The sequence below is a fragment of the Pseudophaeobacter sp. TrK17 genome, from assembly GCF_042192375.1.
GTDB lineage: Bacteria > Pseudomonadota > Alphaproteobacteria > Rhodobacterales > Rhodobacteraceae > Pseudophaeobacter.
Window position 1 is genome coordinate 2,865,797 of record NZ_CP071700.1, and the last position, 22,304, is coordinate 2,888,100.

20 protein-coding genes and 2 pseudogenes are annotated in these 22,304 nt (G+C 57.7%); 10 read left to right on the forward strand and 12 right to left on the reverse strand.

Annotation, left to right across the window (positions count from 1 at the left end; all coding sequences use genetic code 11):
- The first annotated feature begins 14 nt into the window (after positions 1–14).
- Genes JZI28_RS13560 through JZI28_RS13570 form a run of 3 tightly spaced genes read left to right on the forward strand, consistent with a single transcriptional unit; the run spans position 15 to position 2,487 of the window.
- Positions 15–962: a bifunctional riboflavin kinase/FAD synthetase gene (locus JZI28_RS13560; RefSeq protein WP_375697935.1), complete on the forward strand. Its 948-nt coding sequence runs from the start codon at positions 15–17 to the stop codon at positions 960–962.
- On the forward strand, positions 959–1,429 hold the full coding sequence (locus JZI28_RS13565; protein WP_297341763.1) for a YcgN family cysteine cluster protein: 471 nt from the start codon (positions 959–961) through the stop codon (positions 1,427–1,429). The genes JZI28_RS13560 and JZI28_RS13565 overlap by 4 nt, the downstream gene beginning before the upstream one ends.
- Positions 1,429–2,487: a threonine aldolase family protein gene (locus JZI28_RS13570; RefSeq protein WP_375697936.1), complete on the forward strand. Its 1,059-nt coding sequence runs from the start codon at positions 1,429–1,431 to the stop codon at positions 2,485–2,487. Before JZI28_RS13565 ends, JZI28_RS13570 begins: the two co-directional genes overlap by 1 nt.
- Positions 2,488–2,548: 61 nt before the next feature.
- Here the strand turns inward: JZI28_RS13570 and JZI28_RS13575 are convergent, their stop codons facing one another.
- Together JZI28_RS13575 and JZI28_RS13580 are read right to left on the reverse strand one after the other, a co-directional pair.
- Entirely contained in the window at positions 2,549–3,349 is an 801-nt protein-coding gene (locus JZI28_RS13575; protein ID WP_375697937.1) for an alpha/beta fold hydrolase, read from the reverse strand.
- A 106-nt stretch (positions 3,350–3,455) separates the two neighbouring features.
- Positions 3,456–4,049, reverse strand: coding sequence for a 2-hydroxychromene-2-carboxylate isomerase (locus JZI28_RS13580; RefSeq protein WP_375697938.1), 594 nt, complete (start codon positions 4,047–4,049; stop codon positions 3,456–3,458).
- A 106-nt stretch (positions 4,050–4,155) separates the two neighbouring features.
- Between JZI28_RS13580 and JZI28_RS13585 the strand changes: the two genes are divergently transcribed.
- The 3 genes from JZI28_RS13585 to JZI28_RS13595 all read left to right on the forward strand — a co-directional run bounded on the left by JZI28_RS13585 (position 4,156) and on the right by JZI28_RS13595 (position 6,470).
- Positions 4,156–5,178: a ribose-phosphate pyrophosphokinase gene (locus tag JZI28_RS13585; RefSeq protein ID WP_375697939.1), complete on the forward strand. Its 1,023-nt coding sequence runs from the start codon at positions 4,156–4,158 to the stop codon at positions 5,176–5,178.
- A 272-nt stretch (positions 5,179–5,450) separates the two neighbouring features.
- Entirely contained in the window at positions 5,451–5,756 is a 306-nt protein-coding gene (locus JZI28_RS13590) for an antibiotic biosynthesis monooxygenase (protein ID WP_349376719.1), read from the forward strand.
- A gap of 9 nt (positions 5,757–5,765) precedes the next feature.
- Positions 5,766–6,470, forward strand: coding sequence for a helix-turn-helix transcriptional regulator (locus JZI28_RS13595; protein ID WP_375697940.1), 705 nt, complete (start codon positions 5,766–5,768; stop codon positions 6,468–6,470).
- Between the two features lie 247 nt (positions 6,471–6,717).
- Here JZI28_RS13595 and JZI28_RS13600 read toward each other — a convergent pair.
- The 3 genes and pseudogenes from JZI28_RS13600 to JZI28_RS13610 all read right to left on the reverse strand — a co-directional run.
- Positions 6,718–7,377 (reverse strand): annotated as a pseudogene (locus JZI28_RS13600) (transposase); the annotation flags it as partial.
- Between the two features lie 42 nt (positions 7,378–7,419).
- A protein-coding gene (locus tag JZI28_RS13605) for an IS3 family transposase (RefSeq protein ID WP_375697739.1) occupies positions 7,420–8,507 on the reverse strand; the annotation gives its coding sequence in 2 pieces (ribosomal slippage) (positions 7,420–8,246 and positions 8,246–8,507; 1,089 coding nt in all).
- A 102-nt stretch (positions 8,508–8,609) separates the two neighbouring features.
- A pseudogene (locus JZI28_RS13610) lies at positions 8,610–9,101 on the reverse strand (transposase); the annotation flags it as partial.
- A gap of 566 nt (positions 9,102–9,667) precedes the next feature.
- Here JZI28_RS13610 and JZI28_RS13615 point away from each other — a divergent pair.
- The 4 genes from JZI28_RS13615 (at position 9,668) to JZI28_RS13630 (ending at position 15,437) form a co-directional block, all read left to right on the forward strand.
- Positions 9,668–11,317, forward strand: a complete 1,650-nt coding sequence (locus JZI28_RS13615) for a LuxR C-terminal-related transcriptional regulator (RefSeq protein ID WP_375697941.1) — start codon at positions 9,668–9,670, stop codon at positions 11,315–11,317.
- 108 nt (positions 11,318–11,425) lie between these two features.
- Complete coding sequence (locus JZI28_RS13620) at positions 11,426–12,637, forward strand: DUF917 domain-containing protein (protein ID WP_375697942.1); 1,212 nt, start codon at positions 11,426–11,428, stop codon at positions 12,635–12,637.
- Positions 12,634–13,944, forward strand: a complete 1,311-nt coding sequence (locus JZI28_RS13625; RefSeq protein WP_375697943.1) for a purine-cytosine permease family protein — start codon at positions 12,634–12,636, stop codon at positions 13,942–13,944. The genes JZI28_RS13620 and JZI28_RS13625 overlap by 4 nt, the downstream gene beginning before the upstream one ends.
- 77 nt (positions 13,945–14,021) lie before the next feature.
- The gene (locus JZI28_RS13630; RefSeq protein ID WP_375697944.1) at positions 14,022–15,437 is read left to right on the forward strand and encodes an L-serine ammonia-lyase; all 1,416 of its coding nucleotides are present in this window, start codon (positions 14,022–14,024) and stop codon (positions 15,435–15,437) included.
- A gap of 180 nt (positions 15,438–15,617) precedes the next feature.
- Here the strand turns inward: JZI28_RS13630 and JZI28_RS13635 are convergent, their stop codons facing one another.
- The 7 genes from JZI28_RS13635 to JZI28_RS13665 all read right to left on the reverse strand — a co-directional run bounded on the left by JZI28_RS13635 (position 15,618) and on the right by JZI28_RS13665 (position 22,253).
- Complete coding sequence (locus JZI28_RS13635; protein ID WP_375697945.1) at positions 15,618–16,778, reverse strand: IS30 family transposase; 1,161 nt, start codon at positions 16,776–16,778, stop codon at positions 15,618–15,620.
- Positions 16,779–16,882: 104 nt separating this feature from the next.
- Entirely contained in the window at positions 16,883–17,236 is a 354-nt protein-coding gene (locus JZI28_RS13640) for an H-type lectin domain-containing protein (protein WP_375697946.1), read from the reverse strand.
- Positions 17,237–17,391: 155 nt separating this feature from the next.
- On the reverse strand, positions 17,392–17,805 hold the full coding sequence (locus JZI28_RS13645) for a F0F1 ATP synthase subunit epsilon (protein ID WP_295451576.1): 414 nt from the start codon (positions 17,803–17,805) through the stop codon (positions 17,392–17,394).
- 11 nt (positions 17,806–17,816) lie between these two features.
- On the reverse strand, positions 17,817–19,241 hold the full coding sequence (gene atpD / locus JZI28_RS13650; protein WP_375697947.1) for a F0F1 ATP synthase subunit beta: 1,425 nt from the start codon (positions 19,239–19,241) through the stop codon (positions 17,817–17,819).
- Between the two features lie 21 nt (positions 19,242–19,262).
- Positions 19,263–20,141: a F0F1 ATP synthase subunit gamma gene (locus tag JZI28_RS13655; RefSeq protein WP_295451581.1), complete on the reverse strand. Its 879-nt coding sequence runs from the start codon at positions 20,139–20,141 to the stop codon at positions 19,263–19,265.
- A gap of 12 nt (positions 20,142–20,153) precedes the next feature.
- Positions 20,154–21,692 carry a F0F1 ATP synthase subunit alpha gene (atpA, locus tag JZI28_RS13660; RefSeq protein ID WP_295451583.1) on the reverse strand — a complete coding sequence of 513 codons (1,539 nt, stop codon included), beginning with the start codon at positions 21,690–21,692 and terminating at the stop codon, positions 20,154–20,156.
- Positions 21,693–22,253, reverse strand: coding sequence for a F0F1 ATP synthase subunit delta (locus JZI28_RS13665; protein WP_295451585.1), 561 nt, complete (start codon positions 22,251–22,253; stop codon positions 21,693–21,695).
- Positions 22,254–22,304 lie beyond the last annotated feature (51 nt).

Genomic DNA, 22,304 nt, shown 5'->3' on the forward strand with positions numbered 1-22,304 from the left:
GCTAGGCAGGCGATATGCGCATCATCCGAGACTATCAATTTGTAGAGCAACAAGACCGTGGCGCCAGCGTCGCGATCGGCAATTTTGACGGCGTCCACCGGGGCCATCAATCTGTTATTGATCTGGCTCGCGCCGCCGCGCCGGAGGCCCCGCTGGGGGTGATGACCTTTGAGCCCCACCCGCGCGCCTTCTTTGCGCCGGACGCCCCGCCCTTCCGCCTGATGTCCCCCGAAGCCCGCGCCTCGCGCTTGGAAAAACTCGGGGTCGAGCGGCTGTATCAGCTGAACTTCAACGCCGCCCTCTCCAGCCTGCCCCCAGAAGACTTTGCCCGCAAGGTCATTGCCGAGGGGCTGGGCCTTGCCCATGTGGTGGTTGGCGCTGATTTCTGCTTTGGCAAGGGCCGCAGTGGTACCGCTGCCGACCTGCAGCGCTTTGGCGCCGAGATGGGCTTTGGCGTCACCATCGCGCCCTTGATGAACCATGCGGACAATACCGTCTCCTCCACCGCCATTCGCACCGCCCTCAGCGAAGGCCGCCCCCGCGATGCCGCCGCCATGCTCAGCCACTGGCACCGGATCGAGGGCGAAGTCATCGGCGGCGAGCAGCGCGGTCGTGACCTTGGCTTTCCCACTGCCAATATGTCCATAGACGGGCTGCACCCGCCTGCCTTTGGCGTCTATGCGGTGCTGGTGGATGTGTTGAATGGCCCGCATCAGGGTAGCTATCAGGGCGCGGCCTCTGTTGGGGTGCGGCCAATGTTTGACGGTGCCCACCCCAATATCGAAACCTTCCTGTTTGATTTCACCGGCAACCTATATGGCGCGACCCTCTCGGTCGCCCTGGTGGACTACCTGCGCCCGGAGATGAAATTTGACGGGCTGCAAGCGCTGATCGACCAGATGGATGCAGATTGCGCCCGTGCCCGTGATATTCTGGACGCCGAAATGCAGGCCCCAACATGAACGAAGGTATTGACCGCAAAGGTCTGAAAGCACGGTTCTGGGAAACCACGCCGCTGGAGCTGCTCAACCAGCAGGAATGGGAAGCCCTTTGCGATGGCTGCGGCAAATGCTGCCTCAACAAACTTGAGGACGAAGACAGCGGCGAGATCGCCCTGACCCGTGTGGCCTGCCGGTTGCTCGACGACAACAGCTGCCAATGTGCCCATTATGAAAACCGCCACCAGTTCATCCCAGAATGTATCGTGCTCCGGCCCGATAATCTGGACAGCCATGCCTATTGGATGCCGCAGACCTGCGCCTATCGTCTGCTCTGGGAGGGCAAGCCCCTACCGCAATGGCACCCTCTGCTGACCGGCGACCCCAATAGCCCTCACGCCGCAGGCGTCACCGTGCGCGGCTGGACCGTTTCCGAATTCGACACCCCGGAAGAAGACTGGGAAGACCATATCATCGAGGAGCCTATCTGATGTTTTTTGCCTCTGACAATTCCGGCCCGGTGCCACCACAGGTTCTGACCGCGCTGGCAGAGGCAAATTCCGGCTACGCCATGGGCTATGGCGCCGATGCAGAGATGGCAGAGGTCACCGCCCGGATCCGCGAGATCTTGGAAGCCCCCGAGGCTGCGGTCTTTTTGGTGGCCACTGGCACCGCCGCCAATGCCCTGGCGCTTTCGACGCTTTGCCAGCCTTTTGAGACCATCTTTTGCACCCCCACCGCCCATATCCACGAAGACGAGTGCAACGCGCCCGAATTCTACAGCGGTGGCGCCAAACTGACCCTGGTGCCCGGTGCGCCCGGGTTTGACGACAAGATGACGCCAGAGGCTCTGCGCGCCACCATCGCCAAGGAAGAAACACGCGGCGTTCACGGGCCACAGCGCGGGCCGGTCTCTCTCACCCAGGTGAGCGAACGCGGCACGATCTACTCTCTGACCGAACTACAGGCGCTCGCCGCCGTGACCAAAGAGTTCAACCTGCCCCTGCATATGGATGGCGCCCGCTTTGCCAATGCCATGGTGGCCCTGGATTGCACCCCGGCTGACATGACCTGGAAGGTTGGCGTGGATGCTGTCTCCTTTGGTGGTACCAAAAACGGCCTTCTTGGGGTCGAGGCGGTGATCTTCTTTGATCCTAAACACGCCTGGGAGTTTGAGCTGCGGCGCAAACGCGGTGGTCATCTGTTTTCCAAGCACCGCTATCTTTCGGCCCAGATGCTGGCCTATCTCACTGATGATCTGTGGCGCGACAACGCGGTCAAAGCCAATGACAACTGCGCCTATCTGGCCCAGGGGCTGCGCCGCGCAAAGGCCCCCTTTCTGCATGAGCCACAGGCCAATATGATCTTTGCCGCGCTGCCCCGCGCAACCCACCAGCGCCTGTTTGATGCAGGTGCCGCATACCACCTTTGGGATGGCCCCCTCGACGGCGATCCCCAAGAGCAGGTTGCCGCCCGCTTTGTCTGCGACTGGGCAATTGAAAAGCAGCAGATTGATCAGTTCCTGGCCCTGATAACCCAACCAGAATAACCAGCCGCCCCACTTTCATCTTTGTAAAAACATTCCGGGGGCCGCGCCCCCTCCATGGTCCTCAGGCCATGCCAGTCCAGAACTGTCGCAGCAGACCCGCTGTCACTGCGGCATGGGTGATGGGCAACATATGGCCAGCCTGCGCAACCACTTCGCAACGGGCCTGCGGCAACCGTTGCGCCAAACCTTCATTGATCATTGGCATCACCGGCTGGCTGGCACCGCCGCTGAGCAAAAGAACCGGCATCTGAACCGGGTCCAGGGCGCCGGGTTCCAAGACCCCCTTGTCGTCCAGATAAAGCGTTTCATAGCTTGTGGGAACCGCACGCATCGCCCGCACCATGGCTGCCCGTGCCTGCTCGGACAGCTCTTCCCATTTTGGCTTCCCGGTGCCCCACATGCGATTAAACAGGCGTGTCGCCTGCTCTATCTCACCGGCCTCAAAAAGCGCATTAAACGGCGCCTCTTTTGCCTCCAGCGCCGCCTGCAGCTCTGGTGCCTCTTGTCGGGCAACTGCAAAAAGCACCGGCTCGATCAGCACCAGGCTACTGATCTGCTCCGGGCGGGCCTGGGCCATACGCAGGGCCACGGTTGCCCCAAAAGAGTGACCAATCAGGTCAACCTGCCCTGGCTCCCTGTCCAGAAAAGCCAAACCAGCCGTCAGATTGGCAGTTTGAAAATCCACAGTTTCATCCCAATCCGGGCTGCGGCCATGAGAGAACATGTCAAAGGCCGTGAGCGTGATCTCATCCTTCATCAGCTCCGCCAGCCCGCGCCAAGCCCCGGAATGCGCCAGCGAGCAATGCACCGCCAAAACCCGGCGCGCTCCCGCTCCAAAACTGCGGCAATATACGTCGCTCACCCTGCCATCCTTCATCACTTGCTCTCTCACTTGTTCCGCTCTTTTGCCGCGCCAGTTTGCCCAGGCCAGTATGGGGGCCAGGGTCGATGTCTCTGTATGGGTGGCATTACCCCGCCAGATGCTGTTCCAGATCCTCGATCCGATCCTGGCCCCAGAACCGCGCCCCGTCCTCAGTAATATAGAAGGGGGCACCAAAGACCCCCGCCTTGAGAGCCTCCTCGAGGTTTCGCGCATATCTCTCCGCGCCGGCCAAGAGCCCGCTATCCGCCAGCGCGGGGTCAAAGCCGGCGCTTGTCAGGCAGGATTTGATCACCTCATCCTGGGCAATATCGCGCTCCTCTACCCAGACCGCATGCATCAGCCCATGTACCAATGCGCCCAGATCACCGCCCCCCGCCGATTGCGCCGCGATGATCGCATAAGACGAAGGCGCAGCATTGGTCGGCCAATGTGCTGGCTGCAGATTGATTGTCAGCCCGTTCTTTTTCGCCTGCCGCTGCAGCTCGATCAACCGGTACTCCTGCCGCGAGACGTGACGTTCCTTGGGCGGTGTGCCACCGGTGCTGCCATAGAGCGCCACAATATCCATCGGTTTGTAATTGATCTGGGCATTCTGTCGCGCCGCTGCCGCCTCCAACCGTGTACCAGCCAGATATGCATAGGGTGACAATGTCGAGAAATAATAATCAATGGTCGTCATGGTGGTTTTCTCCCGCTTAGAACTAGGCTGGACGCTACGCACATGTTAAGCGGTGAGCAAGATCACGAATCTGTCACATAGCCATTGCTGCCGGGGATATCAGCCAATGCCGACTTTGCACGAACCCAAGCTCATCGCTGGGAACGCCAACCTCCCGCTCGCCACTTCCATTACCCGCCGTATGAGCATGCACCGCGGTGTCGACCAAGGCCTGGTCGATGCCCGCGTTGAACGCTTTAACGACGGTGAGATCTTTGTTGAGGTCTACGAGAACGTGCGCGGCGAAGATATGTTCATCATTCAGCCGACCTCCAATCCGGCCAACGACAACCTGATGGAGCTTTTGATCATTTCGGATGCCCTGCGCCGCTCATCTGCGCAACGTATTACCGCTGTGATCCCCTATTTCGGCTACGCCCGTCAGGACCGCCGCACCAAGGCCCGCACGCCGATCTCGGCCAAACTGGTCGCCAACATGCTGACCGGCGCGGGTATCGAGCGGGTTCTGACCATGGATCTGCATGCCGCGCAGATCCAGGGCTTCTTTGATATTCCGGTGGACAACCTTTATGCGTCACCGATCTTTGCGCTGGATGTGAAAAACCAGTTCAAGGACAGCATGGACGAGCTCATGGTGGTTTCTCCCGATGTGGGCGGCGTTGCCCGCGCCCGCGAGTTGGCCAAACGCATCAACGCGCCGCTGTCGATCGTCGACAAACGCCGCGAAAAGGCCGGCGAAGTGGCCGAGATGACCGTCATCGGCAATGTGCAGGACAAGATCTGCCTGATCATTGACGACATGTGCGACACCGCTGGCACTCTGTGTAAGGCTGCGCAGGTGCTGCTGGACAATGGCGCCAAAGAGGTCCACGCCTATATCACCCACGGCGTAATGAGCGGCCCTGCGGTGGAACGCGTCACCAATTCGGTGATGAAGTCACTGGTGCTAACCGATTCCATCCAGCCCACCGAAGCCGTAAGCAATGCGCCCAACATCCGCATCCTGCCCACAGCGCCGCTGTTCACCCAGGCGATCCTGAATATCTGGCACGGCACCTCGGTGTCCTCGCTGTTTGAAGACAAGACCCTGATTCCGATCTACGAGTCGCTGTATTCCAACGGCGTCTAAGCCCGCACCACCCCCATCACAAAGGCCCCGCGCAGCACTCTGCCGGGGTCTTTTTTATTAAGTGTAAGTGGTAATGCTGCAAGAGCACAGCTTCCATTTCAATGTCAGCAATGAGCCCAGTCTACCAATTTTCTGCGCCGCAGCGAATGTCCTCTCTCGAAAGAAATGACTACATCACTGCTGCAACGGTTCAAGGGCATAACCCAACTGACAACAATTGGCAGTTGGGTTGAGTTAGGTCGGTCTCGTCACCAAAATCGAGGAGATGAGACATGACCAAACACACAATCGAAACAGTCACTTTCAAACTGGTCGACGGCATCAGCCGCGAAGACTTTGCCAAGGATGCCGAAGCTATAACCGACTTCGCCCGCGAGCAGGCGGGATTTGTCTCGCGTCGCTTGTCGTGCGGCGATGATGGGCTTTGGATCGAGCATGTCGAATGGGAAACGCTTGACGCGGCCAAAGCGGCGGCCGCACAGATTGGTAAGGAGCCAACCCTTGCGACTTGTATGAAAGCCATCGACGGGCCAAGCGTTGTCTTGCATCATACCACCCTTGAGATCAGCGTGAACTAAGGAGGCAAAATGCGTCGCAGTGACCGTCTTTCGGAGATCATAGAGATCGTTCAAGATGGTCGCTTGCACCTTGCCCGTGACATTGCTGACCGATTGGAAGTCTCGGTGCGTACGATCTATCGGGATTTCGACACGCTTGTCGCCTCGGGCATCCCAATAGAAGGTGAACGTGGTGTGGGATATATGCTGCGCGAGCCTGTGTTCCTCCCGCCGATGAACCTTTCCTTGACGGAATTGGAGGCGCTGCATCTGGGCATGGTAATTGTGTCAGAAGCGGCGGACACCGAGCTGCAGACAGCAGCGGCGTCTCTCACTTCGAAAATCAACAAAGTGGCCACAGCAAACGGCACAGTTCCGAAAAATTGGGGCTTCGGGGTCTATCCATTCGCGCAGGCAAAAATCGGATTTGAGCATATGCCACGCATCCGCTCGGCGATCCGTAGCAAAGAAAAGCTGGAAATCGCTTATCAGTCCTTGGGCCATCAATCCACGACCCGGGTGGTTTGGCCCCTGCAAAACGCGTATTGGGGCCGCGTCTGGACCATGACGTGCTGGTGTGAACGTCGGGACGACTTCAGATCGTTCAGGATTGATCGCATCAGCGATTGCCATCGCACTGGCCGTTACTTCGATGATGAGGGTGGCAAGCTCTTTGCGAGATACCTCGACACAGTGAATGTTGACTTGGCGCAATTGCCCCAAAGGCGGCCTTGAGCCGTCCAGCGCTTGGTTCGAAACCGGTCATTGGCGCATCCGCAGCAAAATGGCGCTTTGTCCCGCAGCTCTGCCGACCTTGACCTCCTGCCTCAGCACCGGTTTGCTGTGCTGGTGCGGAGAACGGCGGCAGAGAGCCGATTTTGTGGAAAAACTATCGTTTGCGCGCGCAGAAGTATCCGTTCTGAATTCGGCGCAAGCGCCTTTCTTGTCAGGCTTTTCGTGTTTGCTGCGGTGCAGGAAAGATCTTGGCCAGATCCCTGGCGACCTGACGCGCATCTTCGTGCTCTTCGCGGGTGATCTTGCGAGCATCAGCGTTAGGGCAGCATTTTTGCTTGGACGGGCAGACCTGGCAGACTTCTTTCAAGGCGCGATAGCGGGCTGTGCCCTTGCCCGTCGGTCCCCGGTTCGGATCAGAGTAATTCCGGCGGAACTGCTTGAGCGCGCGACCCTCGGGGCAGATGTATTGATTATTCTCTGCATCCCAATCGAAATCTGTGCGTGTCCATGTCCCATCGGGGCGTCCGGCCTTGTCAATCACAGGGATGTAAGGATCGATCTTGCGCTCCACGAGCCAGCCGAGCATTGGGCCTGAACCATAGGCTGTGTCGGCGATCATCCAGTCAGGGACCAAGCCGAACTTTTCTTTCACCCGCGTCAGCATGGTTTTTGTCGATCCGACCTCGGCTTGCCGGATGGAGCGTGTGGGTTCCACATCCAAGATGACACCGTGATCCGTGTCGATGAGATAATTGTCGGAATAGCTAAAGAATGCAGGGCCTTTGCGGGCTGCTGTCCACTGACTGGCGGGATCGGAATGCGAGGTGAACTTGGGTTGGACATCGCTCGCCGCTCCAAACGCGGCCTCGTCGAGCGTCTCGAGATACTCTCGGACTGCGCGGGGTGCATCGGTAATCCCCCCATTTTTAATTGGGTCCAGCCGTAGAATTCACGCAGCCGTTTTCAGTTTCATGGCGGGTGTCATGCCGCCGATGCCCATGTTGGGTCGCTCGTTGTTGTAAGTCCAGAGCCATTGTGTTGCCTGGTCCTGTGCCTCCTCGATGGTTTCGAAGATGTATTGCCCCAGCCATTCGCCACGAACGGTGCGGTTGTAGCGCTCGATATAGGCATTCTGTTGGGGCTTACCGGGCTGGATATATTCGAGCCGCACATTGCGTTTCTCAGCCCATTCCATGAGCTTCCCGCTGACGTATTCTGGGCCGTTGTCCACACGAATAGCTTGGGGCTTTCCGCGCCACTCAATGATCTGGTTCAGCGCACGCACGACACGTTCAGCAGGCAGCGAGAAGTCGACCTCAATAGCCAGTCCTTCGCGATTGAAGTCATCCAAGACGTTTAATGCCCTGATCGACCGGCCATCCGCCAGCTGATCCGCCATGAAGTCCATGGACCAAGTTTCATTTGGTCTTTCAGGCACAGCCAGTGGTTCCGGCTTGTCCCGCTTCAAGCGTTTCTTCGGCTTGATACGCAGGTTCAACGCCAGCTCACAGTAGACCCGGTAGACACGTTTATGGTTCCAGCCATAGCCCTGCACGTTGCGCAGATACAAAAAGCACAGGCCGAAGCCCCAGGTCCGCTTGTTAGCCGTCAAGCGTTCAAGCCAATCTGCGATCTCTTCGTTGTCATCGCTCAGCACAGGGCTGTATCTATAGCAGGTCTCGCTGATCTCGAACGCACGGCAGGCCAGAGCTATGCTGACCCCATATTGCGCAACTGCATTCATGGCCATCTCTCGCCGATGAGACGGCCTTAACGCTTTTTTCCAAGCGCTTCTTTCAGCAGGTCGTTTTGCATGCTCATCTCGGCATACATGCGCTTCAGACGACGGTTCTCTTCCGCCATATCCTTCATCTCGGAAATCAAGGACGCGTCCATGCCGCCAAACTTGGCCCGCCATTTGTAAAAACTCGCGCTGCTCATTCCGTGCTCGCGGCAAAGCTCAGAGACCGGCACACCGCCCTCCGCCTGCTTCAACACTGCCATGATTTGCGCGTCGCTAAATCGTCCATTCTTCATCATAAATCTCCTCAGATATCTTGCCGAGAAAATTCTACTTTGGAACACCACTATTTTTAGGGGGGATTACCCATCTACGGCATCGATGGACGACGCATCCCATTCTTCCTTCGGTGTTGAGTTTTGCTTGTTCGCATCGGCTTCGATCAGACTGGCATCGACTGCCATGCGCTGACCGCTGGCGAGACCTTCCTCGATACAGCGGGCGACGGTCGTCTCGAACAGGTGTCGCAGAAGTTCGCTGTCGCGAAAACGCCCATGCCGGTTCTTGGAAAACGTTGAATGATCCGGGATCCTGTCGGTCAGGTCGAGGCGGCAAAACCAGCGACACGCGAGGTTCAGATGCACCTCCTCGCAGAGCCGCCGCTCAGACCGGATGCCGAAGCAATATCCGACCAGCAACATGCGGATCAGTAGCTCAGGATCAACTGACGGGCGGCCTGTGTGACTGTAGAAATCGGCAAGATGGGCGCGGATACTGCTCAGCTCGACGAACCGGTCGATGGATCGAAGCAGGTGATCCGTGGGGATGTGATCCTCCAGCGAGAACTCGTAGAACAGCGCCGGTTGCGCTTCCTGCCTCGGTCCCATCATCGCCAATCCTCCCCTCAATTACAGGAATTGAAGCAGCAGTTCAGCTCTCGATCAAGGAAGAGTTTTTCAACAAAATAAGCCCAGAGTGACCGATGCTGCGCGCTGTGCGTATGACTGTTTTCGGAAACTCGGTGTTTCTGACAAAACTTGCTTGCCGTTCGATGTTCAGGTCAACAGCAGCACAATACAACACGTTGGAACGGCGTCGGTGAGTCGAGGTTTCAAATTCTCATGGGTTGCTCAAAAATCAAAAAAGATCCTCGTTTTGGGCCCATGCACCAAGCCGCCAATAGTTCCCGGCCTCATGTCTATTGGCCGCTGATCCGCAGAGGGTGTCATGCGAGCAAGAGCGGCGCAGTTGTTCAGATAGACTGCAAGCAGACGTTCGAAATAGAGATTGCTGCTGAAAGATTGTGTACATAACGATCTGTCACTCGACGATACCTGAGCGCGATGCCGCAATGGGCCAGACTGTGATGCGATGCTTTGCTCGACGCGCGTGGATCTCGGTGGTAGGTTTCAAAAACGACGGCACGCACCGGCGAACCAATAGACGGATGAAAGTCTTGACCTCCGAGAGCACCGAGAACAATCTTTTCGACGATGCTCTCCTCACTCGGCGCGGCGGCTGGCGCTTCTTCATGCACCACCACCCGGACGCATCCAAACTTACGCAACCCGGCCCTGAATCCGAGCACCTGTCACGGTTCCCCACTGCTACGCTAGGCCGGGCATTCGCGCTTGCCAAACTCGGAAAAGTTGCCGAAGCACGCTGGTTGATGGATCGTCTTTTGATCGAGTTGCCGGCAGCGAAAACCGACGACGAGATCGGGACGGATGTCACCCTGGTCAACGCACATCTCTGCATCTATGAAGGTACGCCGCTGCTTGAAGGTGAAATTGTCAAGCTGGCGGCAATCGCCAATGCGTCGCCCGATACGGACGACATGGCGCGCGCGCTTGGCTGCAATCTTCTCGCCACGGCGGCGATGAATTATGGCGATTTCGACGGGGCGCAGCGCCACGCCGACCGGGCGGCCGAAATATTTCGCAGCGCGCGGGCCGATTATGGCTCTCTGCACTTGCACGCACATCTTGGCCAAATCAGGCTCGTGCGGGGCGATCTCATGGGGGCCTCGGACCAGTACAAACAGATGGAATCCATACTTTCGCGATTGGGGGACGGGACCTCTTCTCTCATCGCAGTGGGCCAGGTCCTGCGCTCTGAGGCTGCCTATCAGATGAACGATCTACCACTTGCCGAAAAGCTATTGGAGCAGAGCATTGACCGGGTTGAACAGGGGGATGGCTGGTTCGAGATTCTCGCTACCGCCCACCGCGTTCGTACCAGGCTTGCCTATGCCAGGGGGGGCCTCCCCGCTGCGCTCACCGCTCTTGCAAGGGCCGAGGCGGTGGCGGAGGAGAGGCGAATGCCGAGGCTTGCGTATCTGATGGGAATTGAGCGCGTGCGGGCTCTTTCCTTGTCGGACGAGATCGACGGTGCCGCGGCTGAAATGCGGCGTATTGGGATTGACCGTGACAATATCAATTGGGACGAAACGGAGGATTGGGCTCTTTGGCAGGGAACAACCTTCGTCGCAGTCGCACGCTGGCTCGTTCGCGCACGGCGTTCACGCCAGGCGCTCGAACTCCTCGACCCGGCGGAGGATTTGGCGATCCGGGGCGGTCAGCTTCTTTCCCTGGCGTGCTTGAGGGTCATCCGCGCCACTGCCTATTGGCGGCTGAACGCCCGCATAGAGGCCACTAGCGCCCTTCTGAGTGCCGTTCGCCTCCTTTGGGGACAGCCCTTCGTGCGCTTTATTCTCGAAGAGGGCGCCGAGACCAGAACGATCTGTCAAGCCGCGCTCGACGGCGATCATGTCGCCTCCAGGCCAACGACCGAGCAGCGTAGACGCCTGTCAGAGCTTGTTCATTACTGGGTCACGGACGATGCGCCCCGTTCCGATCGCCGCACCGCGCGGATGACGGACCCTGACCGCCTGCGATACCTTGAGCTTCTTGCGCTTGGGCTCTCCAACAAAGAGATCGGTCGCACAATGGGCGTATCGGTGGACACGGTGAAATATCATCTCAAGGGAATCTATCGGCAGCTTAAAGTTAGCAGTCGCACACAGGCGATCCTGCAAGCAAGCGAATTGGGCCTCATAGAAATCGGCCCCGGGCCATTGGCCTCGGGACCAGCTTCGACCCAATAATGACGCCAAACTACCCGAAAGGGTAGTGTTTTTTCGGGCAGATTTTGCCGCAATCTCTCTTCCAAACCAATTTTAAGGCGCGAATACCCGCGCTGGTGAGGAGAAGAGATGACGAAACCTATTCCAAAAGAGACGCACCGGATGTCCGGGCTCTCAGATCTAGGACAGTCTACAGGCATCGGCCATTACCTCAGCGATCAGACTGCGATCGAGGACTTCGTCCGCGGCTGTACTTTCTTCGCGACCGGCGGCGGCGGGCTGCCGAAGAACGGGATCGCCTCGCTCGCAAGCGAACTTGGCGCTGGCCGCCAGATCGGATGGGTCGCGCCCGAAGACATAGACGACGAGACGATGGTTGCCTGCCCTTTTCTGATGGGCTCGATCGCGCCGCATTCTCCTGAAACTCTTCGCGAGATGGAAGGGTTCGGCTTTATCGAGACCGTTAATTCGGAAAAAGACAGGATGCGAAAGGCTCTCGAAGAGCTGGAAGAATATGCGGGTGTCCAGATCGGGGCCATCATCCCGATTGAGCTTGCAGGGGCTAATACATCAGCCGCCGTTGCGGCGGCCTCGGCGCTTGGTATTGCTGTGTTCGACGGTGACTTCACCGGTCGGGCGATTCCTGAAATTCATCAGACCACGCCTTATCTACACAACAAGCCAATCCTGCCGATCAGCTCTGTTGACGAATGGGGAAATGTCGCCTTGATCAAGGCCGGAACCAATTACCGGGTGATCGAACGGCTTGGCAAGCTTATCAGCGCGACGGGCTACGGACTGGCCGGACAGGCCGGCTTTCTGATGAAGGCCCGCGAGGCGAAGGCGCTCGTTGTCCAAGGCACCCTGAGCGCGAGCCACGATCTCGGACGCTTCATCCGTGAGACGCGTGAGACCGGTTCCGATAATATGGCAACTGCCATTGCTGAAAGGCTTGGCGGAGCGGTGTTGCTTGAGGGCACGGTCACCAAAAAGAACGAGGACGATCGTCTCGGATATTACTGGGGTGACTTTACGGTCGCTGCCTCCGGGGGCGATAGGCTCAAGGTTTGGTTCAAGAACGAAAACCATGTTTCCTGGCTGAACGACGTACCCTTCGTAACCAGTCCGGATCTGATCTCGCTGGTTGATCGGCAGACGGGCGAACCGATCCCGAATCCGCTTGTCGAGAAGGGGCAGGACGTTGCAGTCATCGCGACACCTTCGCCACAGCATTTCCGGACGCCGAAGGGGATCGACGTGCTCGGCCCCCGTTACTTTGGCTTCGACATAGACCATAGCCCTCTCGAAACCCTTGTCAAAAACAGAAGCGTAGTATCATGACTGACTCAGTTCCAAATACAAACCCACCCGAAGACCTACTCTACGACTACCCGACCGAGCCGGTACCACCCGAGGACCGCCGTGGCTGGCTCAGCCTATCCTTCGTGACAGCCGGGCTCGCGATCGCGATGTCGACCCTGTACACCGGGGCGACTCTGGCAACTCTACTGACATTTCAGGACGCAATCATTGCGATCATCTGCGGCAGCCTGTTTCTGTTGGTCATGGCAGGCGTCATGGGCGGCATCGGTGCGGATCGCGGCGTCACGTTCTCGGTGCTCGCACGGCATGCTTTCGGGCGATCAGGCTCGAAGATCGTCGGATTGATCTGGGCGATTACCCTGACCGGCTGGTATGCGTACCAATCGGGCTTCTTTGGGCAGACGATCAGCATAATCTTTCCTGACGGGGCCCTGACCCAGGTTTCTGTCGCAACAGTCTGGGGCGGGTTGTTGATGATGACGACGGCCATCGTCGGCTTTAAGGCGCTAGCGGTGCTAAGTACGATCGCAGCACCAATTATTCTGTTCGTGTGTCTTTGGGGCGCGTACAAAGCGCTTGTAATAGGTGGTTTCGAGGCGGTTTCTTCAGTACCCGCCGAACCTGCCTCGATCGGGCTCGGCATCACCATCGTGATCGGCGGCTGGATCGTAGGCGCAATCATGCAGCCGGATGTGTCCCGCTATGTCACCAACCGACGGGCGAACTGGATCGCCTGCGCGCTTGCAATGGTCGTATTCGCCATCGCACTGTTCTCGGGCATGGTCATGGTCAAGGCGGCCGGAACTGAAACAATCATGGAGGCAATGGTCGGCCTTGGTCTTGGCGTCATGCCTTTGTTCATCGTTATCCTTGCCCAATGGACAAGCAACGATAACAACCTCTACTCGGCTTCTCTCGGAGTGACGAATATCTGCGATATCCCGAAATGGAAGGTCGCGATCTTTCTCGGCGTAGTCGCCACGCTGATCGCCTATTTCGGTGTCACGGGGTTCTTTGTTCCGTTCCTCGTCTTCCTCGGTATCTTCGTGCCACCGATCGGCGGTATCATCGCTGTCGACTATTACCTCCTCGGCAAGCGTGAGGCCTATACGTTCGGCCCGACGACCCAATATCGTCAGTGGAATCTGGTAGCGATTGGCACGGTGGTTGTGGCCGGTCTCATCTCCAGCCAAATCCAGTTCGGCGTTGGTGCGTTCAATTCCTTCGTCCTCGGTGCTGCGATCTATGCGGCGGCGATGACTGTCTTCGCCAAACTGAATATCAGCCCCTATGTCGGTTCCGAAACCCTTCACGGGGACGGCTGACAAACTTTAGACGGTTTTGCTGGCAATGACGCGCCCGCGGGTTCGTCCCCGGGCGCGTCGCAAATATGAGAAACCTTATGTTCATTTCTGTCTTCGACATTTTCAAACGCGGCATCGGCCCGTCATCCTCACATACTATGGGGCCCATGGTGGCCTCAGCGCGCTTTCTTGACGAGCTACGTGCCTGTGCTCCAACCAATGGAGCTGGTCAGCCCGCATCTCTCCGCGTTTCTTTACACGGTTCACTGGCTTTTACGGGCAGGGGCCACGCCACTGATCGCTCGGTATTCCTTGGCCTTCTAGGCGAGACGCCGGAGACGATGGACCCGGATCGCGCGGATGGCTTGATCGACAAGTTGAGGCTGTCGCGTGCAATCTGCCCGCCGGGCCTGCCACAGCTAAATTTCGATCCGGAAACGGACTTGATTTTCGACTATGGCCCGGCCTTGCAGCATCACGCCAACGGAATGATGTTCCGCTCTTTTGACGCGTATGGGAACCCGCTTCTATCCCAGATCTACTATTCAGTTGGCGGCGGTTTCGTGATGACGGAAGCAGAATTTCTGGCCGAGCGCAACTCCAAGGAAGTTGGCGCGCCCTTGCACGGTTTGAAAGCCGAGCACCGCCAACCGTACCCGTTCGGCACAGCCCACGAGATGCTGGAAATGGGCAAGGACTCTGGCCTGAGCATCGCCTGTATGAAGCGTGCCAATGAGGAGGCTGCCGGCCACGACGCCCTCGACTCCGAGCTGGACCGGTTGGCCGACTCGATGAACGCGTGCATCGACCGCGGACTCAGCGCGGAAGGCATTCTCCCCGGTGGGTTGCAAGTTAAACGCCGCGCCAAGGCTATTCACGACGCGCTGGAAACCGAGCACGTCAGCAACCGGCAGAGCCCACATATCGCCACCGAGTGGATTAGCGTCTACGCCATGGCGGTCAACGAAGAGAACGCCGCTGGCGGGCGGCTCATCACCGCGCCGACTAACGGAGCCGCAGGAACTGTGCCAGCGGTTATGCGCTATTGGCAAGCGCACGGAGGCGGCATGTCAGACGCCGCGCGGCGGGATTTCTTGCTGACCGCAGCCGCTCTCGCTGGGATTATCAAAGACAATGCCTCGATCTCGGGCGCCGAAGTCGGTTGTCAAGGCGAGGTGGGCAGCGCGTCTTCCATGGCAGCTGCCGGTCTCTGCGCGGTCCTAGGCGGAACCAATGCGCAAATTGAAAACGCCGCCGAAATCGCTCTGGAGCATCACTTGGGCATGACTTGCGATCCGGCCGCAGGGTTGGTGCAAGTGCCCTGTATAGAGCGAAACGCGCTTGGTGCGATCAAGGCTGTTTCAGCTGCGGCTCTGGCCCTGCGCGGCGATGGTAACCATTTTATGCCGCTCGACAATTGCATAGAGGTCATGCGACAGACCGGAAAAGACATGAGCACAAAATACAAGGAAACGTCTACGGGCGGCATCGCCGTAAATCTTCCGGAATGCTGAAGCTCTTCGGGTCGTATGGCCAAAAACAGCTTTGACCCGGCTATTGACCGCTATTCGTTGTACGGCCCAATGGGATTTCAAGGCCCCTGCGCATAGTCTGAATCAACTTATTCATGCTTCGCAACACCCAACAGCTGTCATTGGCGCAGTCGCAGCGAACGCTCACTTTGTCCTGCGGTTTCAACTGATCGCCGCAACACATGCCTCAAATTTCTCTGCTGGGGTTTGGTATTGCAAGGTTTTTCGGGGCCGCTCGTTCAGCTGGCGTGCAACGGCGCTGAGTTTGGCTTGGCTAAAGCCCGATATGTCAGTGCCTTTGGGAAAGTATTGGCGAAGTAGCCGGTTGGTGTTTTCATTGCTACCGCGTTGCCAAGGTGACTGTGGATCGCAAAAGAAGACGTCGATCTTTGTGGCCATGGTGAACTTCGCATGCCCTGCCATCTCGGATCCTCGGTCCCATGTCAGTGACCGATACAGCTCTTTAGGCAGCTTGCGGGCCTGCTTGATCAGGGCCGTGATAACACTTTGGGTGTCCTTGTTTTCGACTTTGGCCAACATCACAAACCGGGAATGGCGCTCCACCAGCGTGGCGATGTAGCTGTTGTTCGAGCCAACGATCAAATCACCTTCCCAGTGCCCCGGAACAGCGCGATCTTCGATCTCAGGAGGGCGTTCACTGATCGGGGTCGCATCCTTGATCTTGCGCAGTTTCAACCCTTTCTGGGTCGCGTGTCGTGATCGTCGAATGGCACGCGGGCTGCGTAAACACTCTTGCAATTCCTTCTTCAAGACCCCACGGGCCTCTACATAAAGGCTGCGGTAGATCGTTTCGTGGGACACGCGGTACTGCTCCTCGTCTGGATGCTTGCGCTTAAGCCAACCAGCGATCTGCTGTGGTGACCATTTCCGGCGCAACTTGCGTGTAATCAGTTGGCACAACGGGTCGTTGAAAGAGAGTTTACATGATTTGGGCCGCGTCGCGCAGTCCCAGGCGCGCTGATCTGAGCACGCCGCGCGATAGGTCAGACGCCCGCCATTTCTGCGGACCTCTCGACTGATCGTCGAAGGCGACCGGTTCAGGCTATTGGCAATTGAGCGCAATGACTGATTTGCGACCAAGCCGCGAGATATCTCTTCTCTCTCCGATAAGCTCAAAGCAAATCGGGACCGCTTTCGAACTGGTGGGCGGATACCGCCGAACTGCGCGAAATGCGGGAAGATTGAAGACGATGCACGATTGAAGTGCCGACCAATCGAACTCATCGACGCTCCGCGCTGCCACCGATCCCACATCTCGGATTTCTGTTTATACGTGTAAAACGTCCGCGTTCGATACTTCATCTCTCACACTCCATCTTTCCAAAAAGATTAAAGTGTTGCGCTCACCCGTTGAAACCACCCCGCAGTGCTGACCTTTGCGATAACACAAGCCCACCCCGCAACCCTCAATCCACGTCATCCCAGTCGTCTTCGAAGGGAAGCTCGCCCATGGCGATCCAGGCGGTGCGCAGGCGGGCGATGCGGCTGTCGGCCCAGGTGCGGAACACCACTTCAAAATCCGTGGTGGTGATATTCTCCGTTACCAGCTCGGCACGGATGGCGGCGCTGGTGTCCATATCCCAGAGCGAGATCGAGACCTGCACCGCAGGTGGGCGGCGATAGGCTTCCTGGAATGTCACCAGCTTGCGCCGCTCGCGGGCGCCCTCTCCGGTCCACATGCTGCCGCCGCTGTCGAATTCGGAAAACAACACCAGTTCGCCCTGGTCAATTCCAATCCGTGGATTGTGTAGTCGTTGCATGTCTTATCGTTCCAGCTTCAGTCTATCCGCGCGAAATCACGGTTCGGCCATTAAAAACCAAAAAATTCTAAGATTCAAAAAACAAAACCGGCCCATCACTCAGACGGGCCGGTTTCTAAGTCTCGAGAACACACTGGGCGTGCATCCATGGGCCGTTACAGGCTCATATGTGTGCCCAGGGCCTCCATGTCCGACAGCAGCTTAGCGGCTTCCTCGACGATGTCGTGGGGCTGCTCCGCTTCCTGCGCGGTTTTATACATGTTACGAGCCTCTTCGATCAGCTCGTCCAGATGGGCGCGGGTCATCTCATCCATTGGGATTGCCTTCTCAGCGAGGACCGAAAGGGCCTCAGCGCTGATTTCGGCAAAACCGCCAGTGACCACAAATTCCGAAGTGCCTTGCGAGCTTTCAACCCGCAGGACACCCGGACGCAGGGTGGTGATGGTGGGTGCATGCATCGGCATAGCCGTCATGTCACCCTCCGCGCCGGGGATCTGCACCGCGTTCACCTGGAGCGACGCTAGGCTGCGCTCCGGGCTTACGAGGTCAAATTGCATGGTATCAGCCATCAGGGCCCTCCTTAGGCCGCGTCAGCAGCCATTTTTTCGGCTTTTGCGATCACTTCGTCGATGCCGCCAACCATGTAGAAGGCGCCTTCGGGCAGGTGGTCGTATTCGCCAGCCACAACGGCCTTGAACGATGCAATGGTGTCTTCCAGCGGAACCTGTTTACCGTCGGCACCGGTGAAGATTTTTGCAACGTCAAACGGCTGAGACAGGAAGCGTTCGATCTTACGCGCACGGGCCACGGCCAGTTTGTCGTCTTCAGAAAGCTCGTCCATGCCGAGAATGGCGATGATGTCCTGCAGCGATTTATAACGCTGAAGGATCTGCTGAACGTCGGTGGCAACTTTATAGTGCTCGTCACCAATGATCAGTGGATCCAGCAGACGCGAGGTCGAACCAAGCGGGTCAACCGCAGGATAGATACCTTTTTCCGAGATCGCACGATCCAGAACGGTTGTCGCATCCAGGTGCGCAAACGAGGTCGCAGGCGCAGGGTCAGTAAGGTCATCCGCAGGAACGTAGACGGCCTGAACGGAGGTAATCGAACCGTTTTTGGTCGAAGAGATCCGTTCCTGCATCGCACCCATGTCGGTGGCCAGTGTTGGCTGGTAGCCCACCGCCGAAGGAATACGACCCAGCAGAGCAGACACCTCGGAACCCGCCTGTGTGAAGCGGAAGATGTTGTCCACAAAGAACAGAACGTCCGAGCCACTGTCATCACGGAACTGTTCCGCCAGGGTCAGACCCGACAGAGCAACCCGCATACGCGCACCGGGAGGTTCGTTCATCTGGCCGTAGACCAGGGCAATTTTAGAATCGACCAGGTTGTCGGGAACGATAACACCGGATTCGATCATTTCGTGGTACAGATCGTTGCCCTCACGGGTCCGCTCACCAACACCGGCGAACACGGATACACCAGAGTGCACCTTCGCGATGTTGTTGATCAGTTCCATGATCAGAACGGTTTTACCAACGCCGGCACCGCCGAACAGACCAATTTTACCACCCTTGGTGTAGGGGGCCAGAAGGTCGATAACCTTGATACCTGTGGTCAGGATCTCGGTTGCGGTGGACTGATCAGCGAAGGAAGGCGCGTCGCCGTGGATGCCACGTGTTTCAGTGGATTCTACGGGACCCTTTTCATCAACGGGCTCGCCGATGACGTTCAGGATACGACCCAGTGTGGCGTTGCCCACTGGAACCGAGATAGGCGCGCCAGTGTCGGTCACTTCCTGACCGCGCACCAGACCTTCGGTTGCGTCCATAGCGATGGTACGGACTGTGTTCTCACCCAGGTGCTGAGCAACCTCGAGAACCAGGTTCTTACCGTTGTTGTCGGTGGTCACAGCGTTGAGGATTTCCGGCAGGGCATCCTCGAACTGCACGTCCACAACGGCGCCAATCACCTGCGTGATTTTGCCTTTTGCGTTTGCCATGTGTTTGTCTCCGGTTGTCTCTTAGAGCGCCTCAGCGCCCGAAATGATTTCAATCAGCTCGTTGGTGATGACGGCCTGACGCGAGCGGTTGAACTCGATGGTCAGCTTGTCGATCATCTCGCCAGCGTTACGTGTGGCGTTATCCATCGCACTCATCCGGGCACCCTGTTCGGATGCACCATTTTCCAGCAGCGCCGAAAAGATCTGGGTCGATACGCCACGGGGCAGCAGGTCGGCGAGGATCGCCTCTTCGCTGGGCTCGTAGTCGTAAACGGCCGCGGATGTCTCTTCAGCGGCACCGCCCTCGTAAGAGGCCGGAATGATCTGCTGCGCTGTTGGCACCTGGGTCACGACATTGACGAACTCTGCAAAGAACAGGGTCGCAACATCAAATTCACCAGCGTCAAAGCGGGTCAGGATATCCTTTGCGATGTCCTGCGCGTTGGCATAGCCGATGCGCTTGACTTCGCTCAGGTCCACGTGGCCGATAAAATCATCAGCCAGATCGCGACGCAGCGCGTCGCGGCCCTTTTTACCAACGGTCAGGATCTTGACCGTTTTGCCAGCCGCTTTCAGCTCCTGCGCCTTTTGGCGCGCCAGTTTGGCGATATTGGCGTTAAAGCCACCACACAGGCCCCGCTCAGCGGTCAGGACAACAAGCAGTTGAACCTGATCGCTACCGGTGCCGCGCAGCAGTTTTGGCGCGCTATCGCTGCCACCAACAGAAGAGGCAAGCCCCGCCATAACGGCGTTGAACCGCTTGGTGTAGGGACGTGAATCTTCAGCAGCTTCCTGGGCGCGGCGAAGTTTCGCCGCGGCCACCATTTGCATGGCTTTTGTGATCTTACGAGTGCTTTTGACACTCGCGATCCTGTTTTTCAGGTCCTTGAGATTTGGCATTGCCTTATCCCCTTAAGCGAAATCTGCGGCGAATTCGTCCAGCGCTGCTTTGATTTTGTCGGCGGCATCGCCCTTGATCTTTGGATCTTCGGTCGAAATCCACTCGAGCAGATCAGCGTGCTTGCCACGCAGATGCGCCAGCATGCCTTCTTCATAGCGGCCCACGGACTTTACGTCGATCTTGTCGAGGTAGCCTTGGGTGCCGGCGAAGATCACGCAAACGATTTCTGCGTTGGTCAGCGGCGAATACTGCGCCTGCTTCATCAGCTCGGTCAGACGGGCACCACGGTTCAGCAGCTGCTGAGTGGCGGCGTCAAGGTCAGACCCAAACTGCGCAAAGGCCGCCATTTCGCGGTACTGAGCCAGTTCCAGTTTCACCGGACCCGCAACAGACTTCATCGAGTTTGTCTGGGCCGAGGAGCCAACACGCGAAACCGACAGACCGGTGTTCACAGCAGGACGGATGCCCTGGTAGAACAGTTCGGTTTCCAGGAAGATCTGGCCATCGGTGATCGAAATCACGTTGGTTGGAATAAAGGCGGAAACGTCACCACCCTGGGTCTCAATAACGGGCAGAGCCGTCAGGGAGCCAGCGCCGAAGTCTTCGTTCAGTTTGGCCGAACGTTCCAGCAGGCGGGAGTGCAAATAGAAAACGTCACCAGGATAGGCTTCACGTCCGGGCGGACGACGCAGCAGCAGCGACATCTGACGATAGGCAACAGCCTGCTTGGAAAGGTCATCATAGATGATCAGACCGTGCTTACCGCTGTCACGGAAGTATTCCGCCATCGCGGTGGCCGCATAGGGGGCCAGGAACTGCAGAGGCGCAGGATCGGACGCGGTTGCAGCAACCACGATCGAATATTCCATCGCGCCGGCTTCTTCCAGCTTTTTCACCAGCTGAGCAACAGTCGAACGCTTTTGACCAATCGCGACGTAAACGCAGTACAGTTTCTTCGACTCATCGTCGCCTGCTGCATCGTTGTAGGATTTCTGGTTCAGCATGGTGTCCAGCGCGATGGCTGTTTTACCAGTCTGACGGTCACCAATGATCAGCTCACGCTGGCCACGGCCAACGGGGATCATCGCATCAACAGATTTCAGGCCTGTCGCCATCGGCTCGTGAACCGATTTACGTGGGATAATGCCTGGTGCTTTGACATCGGCAACGCCACGCTTTGCAGCGTTGATCGGGCCTTTGCCGTCCAGGGGGTTACCCAGACCGTCAACAACGCGACCCAGCAGTTCGGGGCCAACGGGAACGTCCACGATCGAGTTGGTGCGCTTAACAGTGTCACCTTCTTTGATGTCGCGGTCGGAGCCAAAGATAACGATACCAACGTTATCGGCCTCCAGGTTCAGCGCCATGCCCATAATTCCGCCAGGGAATTCGACCATTTCACCAGCCTGAACATTGTCGAGACCGTAGACGCGGGCGATACCATCGCCAACGCTCAGCACGCGACCAATTTCAGCCACCTCGGCTTCCTGACCAAAATTATTGATCTGGTCTTTTAGGATCGCAGAAATTTCTGCTGCTTGGATACCCATTTATCCGACCTCTTTCATTGCATTCTGTAGGGAGTTGAGCTTGGAGCGGATCGAGCTATCGATCATCTTTGAGCCCACTTTAACGACGAGACCGCCAATGATGCTATCATCGACGGTTGCATTGATGGTAATCTTTTTGCCTACGCGCTCTGCCAAAGTCTTGGCCAGCTTTTCGCTCTGGGTCTTGGTCAGCGCCTTGGCAGAAACGACCTCGGCGGTCACTTCACCGCGGGCCTCAGCCAGACGATCCCGCAGAGCGGAGATCAGCGCTGGAACCACAAACAGACGGCGCTTTTGCGCCATCAGAGCCAGAGTATTGCGCAGAACGGGCGCCAGGCCCATTTTATCCGCAACTGCCGCAATCGCGGCACCCTGCTCATCCCGAGAAATCAGCGGAGAGCTGATCAGGTTTTGCAGGTCGTCACTGTCAGCCAGGGCAGCTGCCAGATCATTGATGCTGGTTTCAAGGCTATCGAGCGCCTTGCTTTCTTCGGCGATCTCAAAGACCGCAGTGGCATAGCGCGCAGCAATGCCTGCTGAAATCGAAGCTGGTTCGGACACGTCCACCCTTCCGACATTTGGCCCCGGTTGGCATGTCTGCGAGCAGACGGC

Bases quoted from the DNA above. Each gene is read 5' to 3' on its own strand.
- JZI28_RS13630 (WP_375697944.1), top strand. From the start codon at position 14,022: ATGTTCATTTCTGTCTTCGACATTTTCAAACGCGGCATCGGCCCGTCA.
- JZI28_RS13560 (WP_375697935.1), top strand. From the start codon at position 15: ATGCGCATCATCCGAGACTATCAATTTGTAGAGCAACAAGACCGTGGC.
- JZI28_RS13635 (WP_375697945.1), bottom strand. From the start codon at position 16,778: ATGAAGTATCGAACGCGGACGTTTTACACGTATAAACAGAAATCCGAG.
- JZI28_RS13570 (WP_375697936.1), top strand. From the start codon at position 1,429: ATGTTTTTTGCCTCTGACAATTCCGGCCCGGTGCCACCACAGGTTCTG.
- JZI28_RS13655 (WP_295451581.1), bottom strand. From the start codon at position 20,141: ATGCCAAATCTCAAGGACCTGAAAAACAGGATCGCGAGTGTCAAAAGC.
- JZI28_RS13585 (WP_375697939.1), top strand. From the start codon at position 4,156: ATGCCGACTTTGCACGAACCCAAGCTCATCGCTGGGAACGCCAACCTC.
- JZI28_RS13640 (WP_375697946.1), bottom strand. From the start codon at position 17,236: ATGCAACGACTACACAATCCACGGATTGGAATTGACCAGGGCGAACTG.
- JZI28_RS13590 (WP_349376719.1), top strand. From the start codon at position 5,451: ATGACCAAACACACAATCGAAACAGTCACTTTCAAACTGGTCGACGGC.
- JZI28_RS13595 (WP_375697940.1), top strand. From the start codon at position 5,766: ATGCGTCGCAGTGACCGTCTTTCGGAGATCATAGAGATCGTTCAAGAT.
- JZI28_RS13620 (WP_375697942.1), top strand. From the start codon at position 11,426: ATGACGAAACCTATTCCAAAAGAGACGCACCGGATGTCCGGGCTCTCA.
- atpA (WP_295451583.1), bottom strand. From the start codon at position 21,692: ATGGGTATCCAAGCAGCAGAAATTTCTGCGATCCTAAAAGACCAGATC.
- JZI28_RS13625 (WP_375697943.1), top strand. From the start codon at position 12,634: ATGACTGACTCAGTTCCAAATACAAACCCACCCGAAGACCTACTCTAC.
- JZI28_RS13565 (WP_297341763.1), top strand. From the start codon at position 959: ATGAACGAAGGTATTGACCGCAAAGGTCTGAAAGCACGGTTCTGGGAA.
- JZI28_RS13645 (WP_295451576.1), bottom strand. From the start codon at position 17,805: ATGGCTGATACCATGCAATTTGACCTCGTAAGCCCGGAGCGCAGCCTA.
- atpD (WP_375697947.1), bottom strand. From the start codon at position 19,241: ATGGCAAACGCAAAAGGCAAAATCACGCAGGTGATTGGCGCCGTTGTG.
- JZI28_RS13580 (WP_375697938.1), bottom strand. From the start codon at position 4,049: ATGACGACCATTGATTATTATTTCTCGACATTGTCACCCTATGCATAT.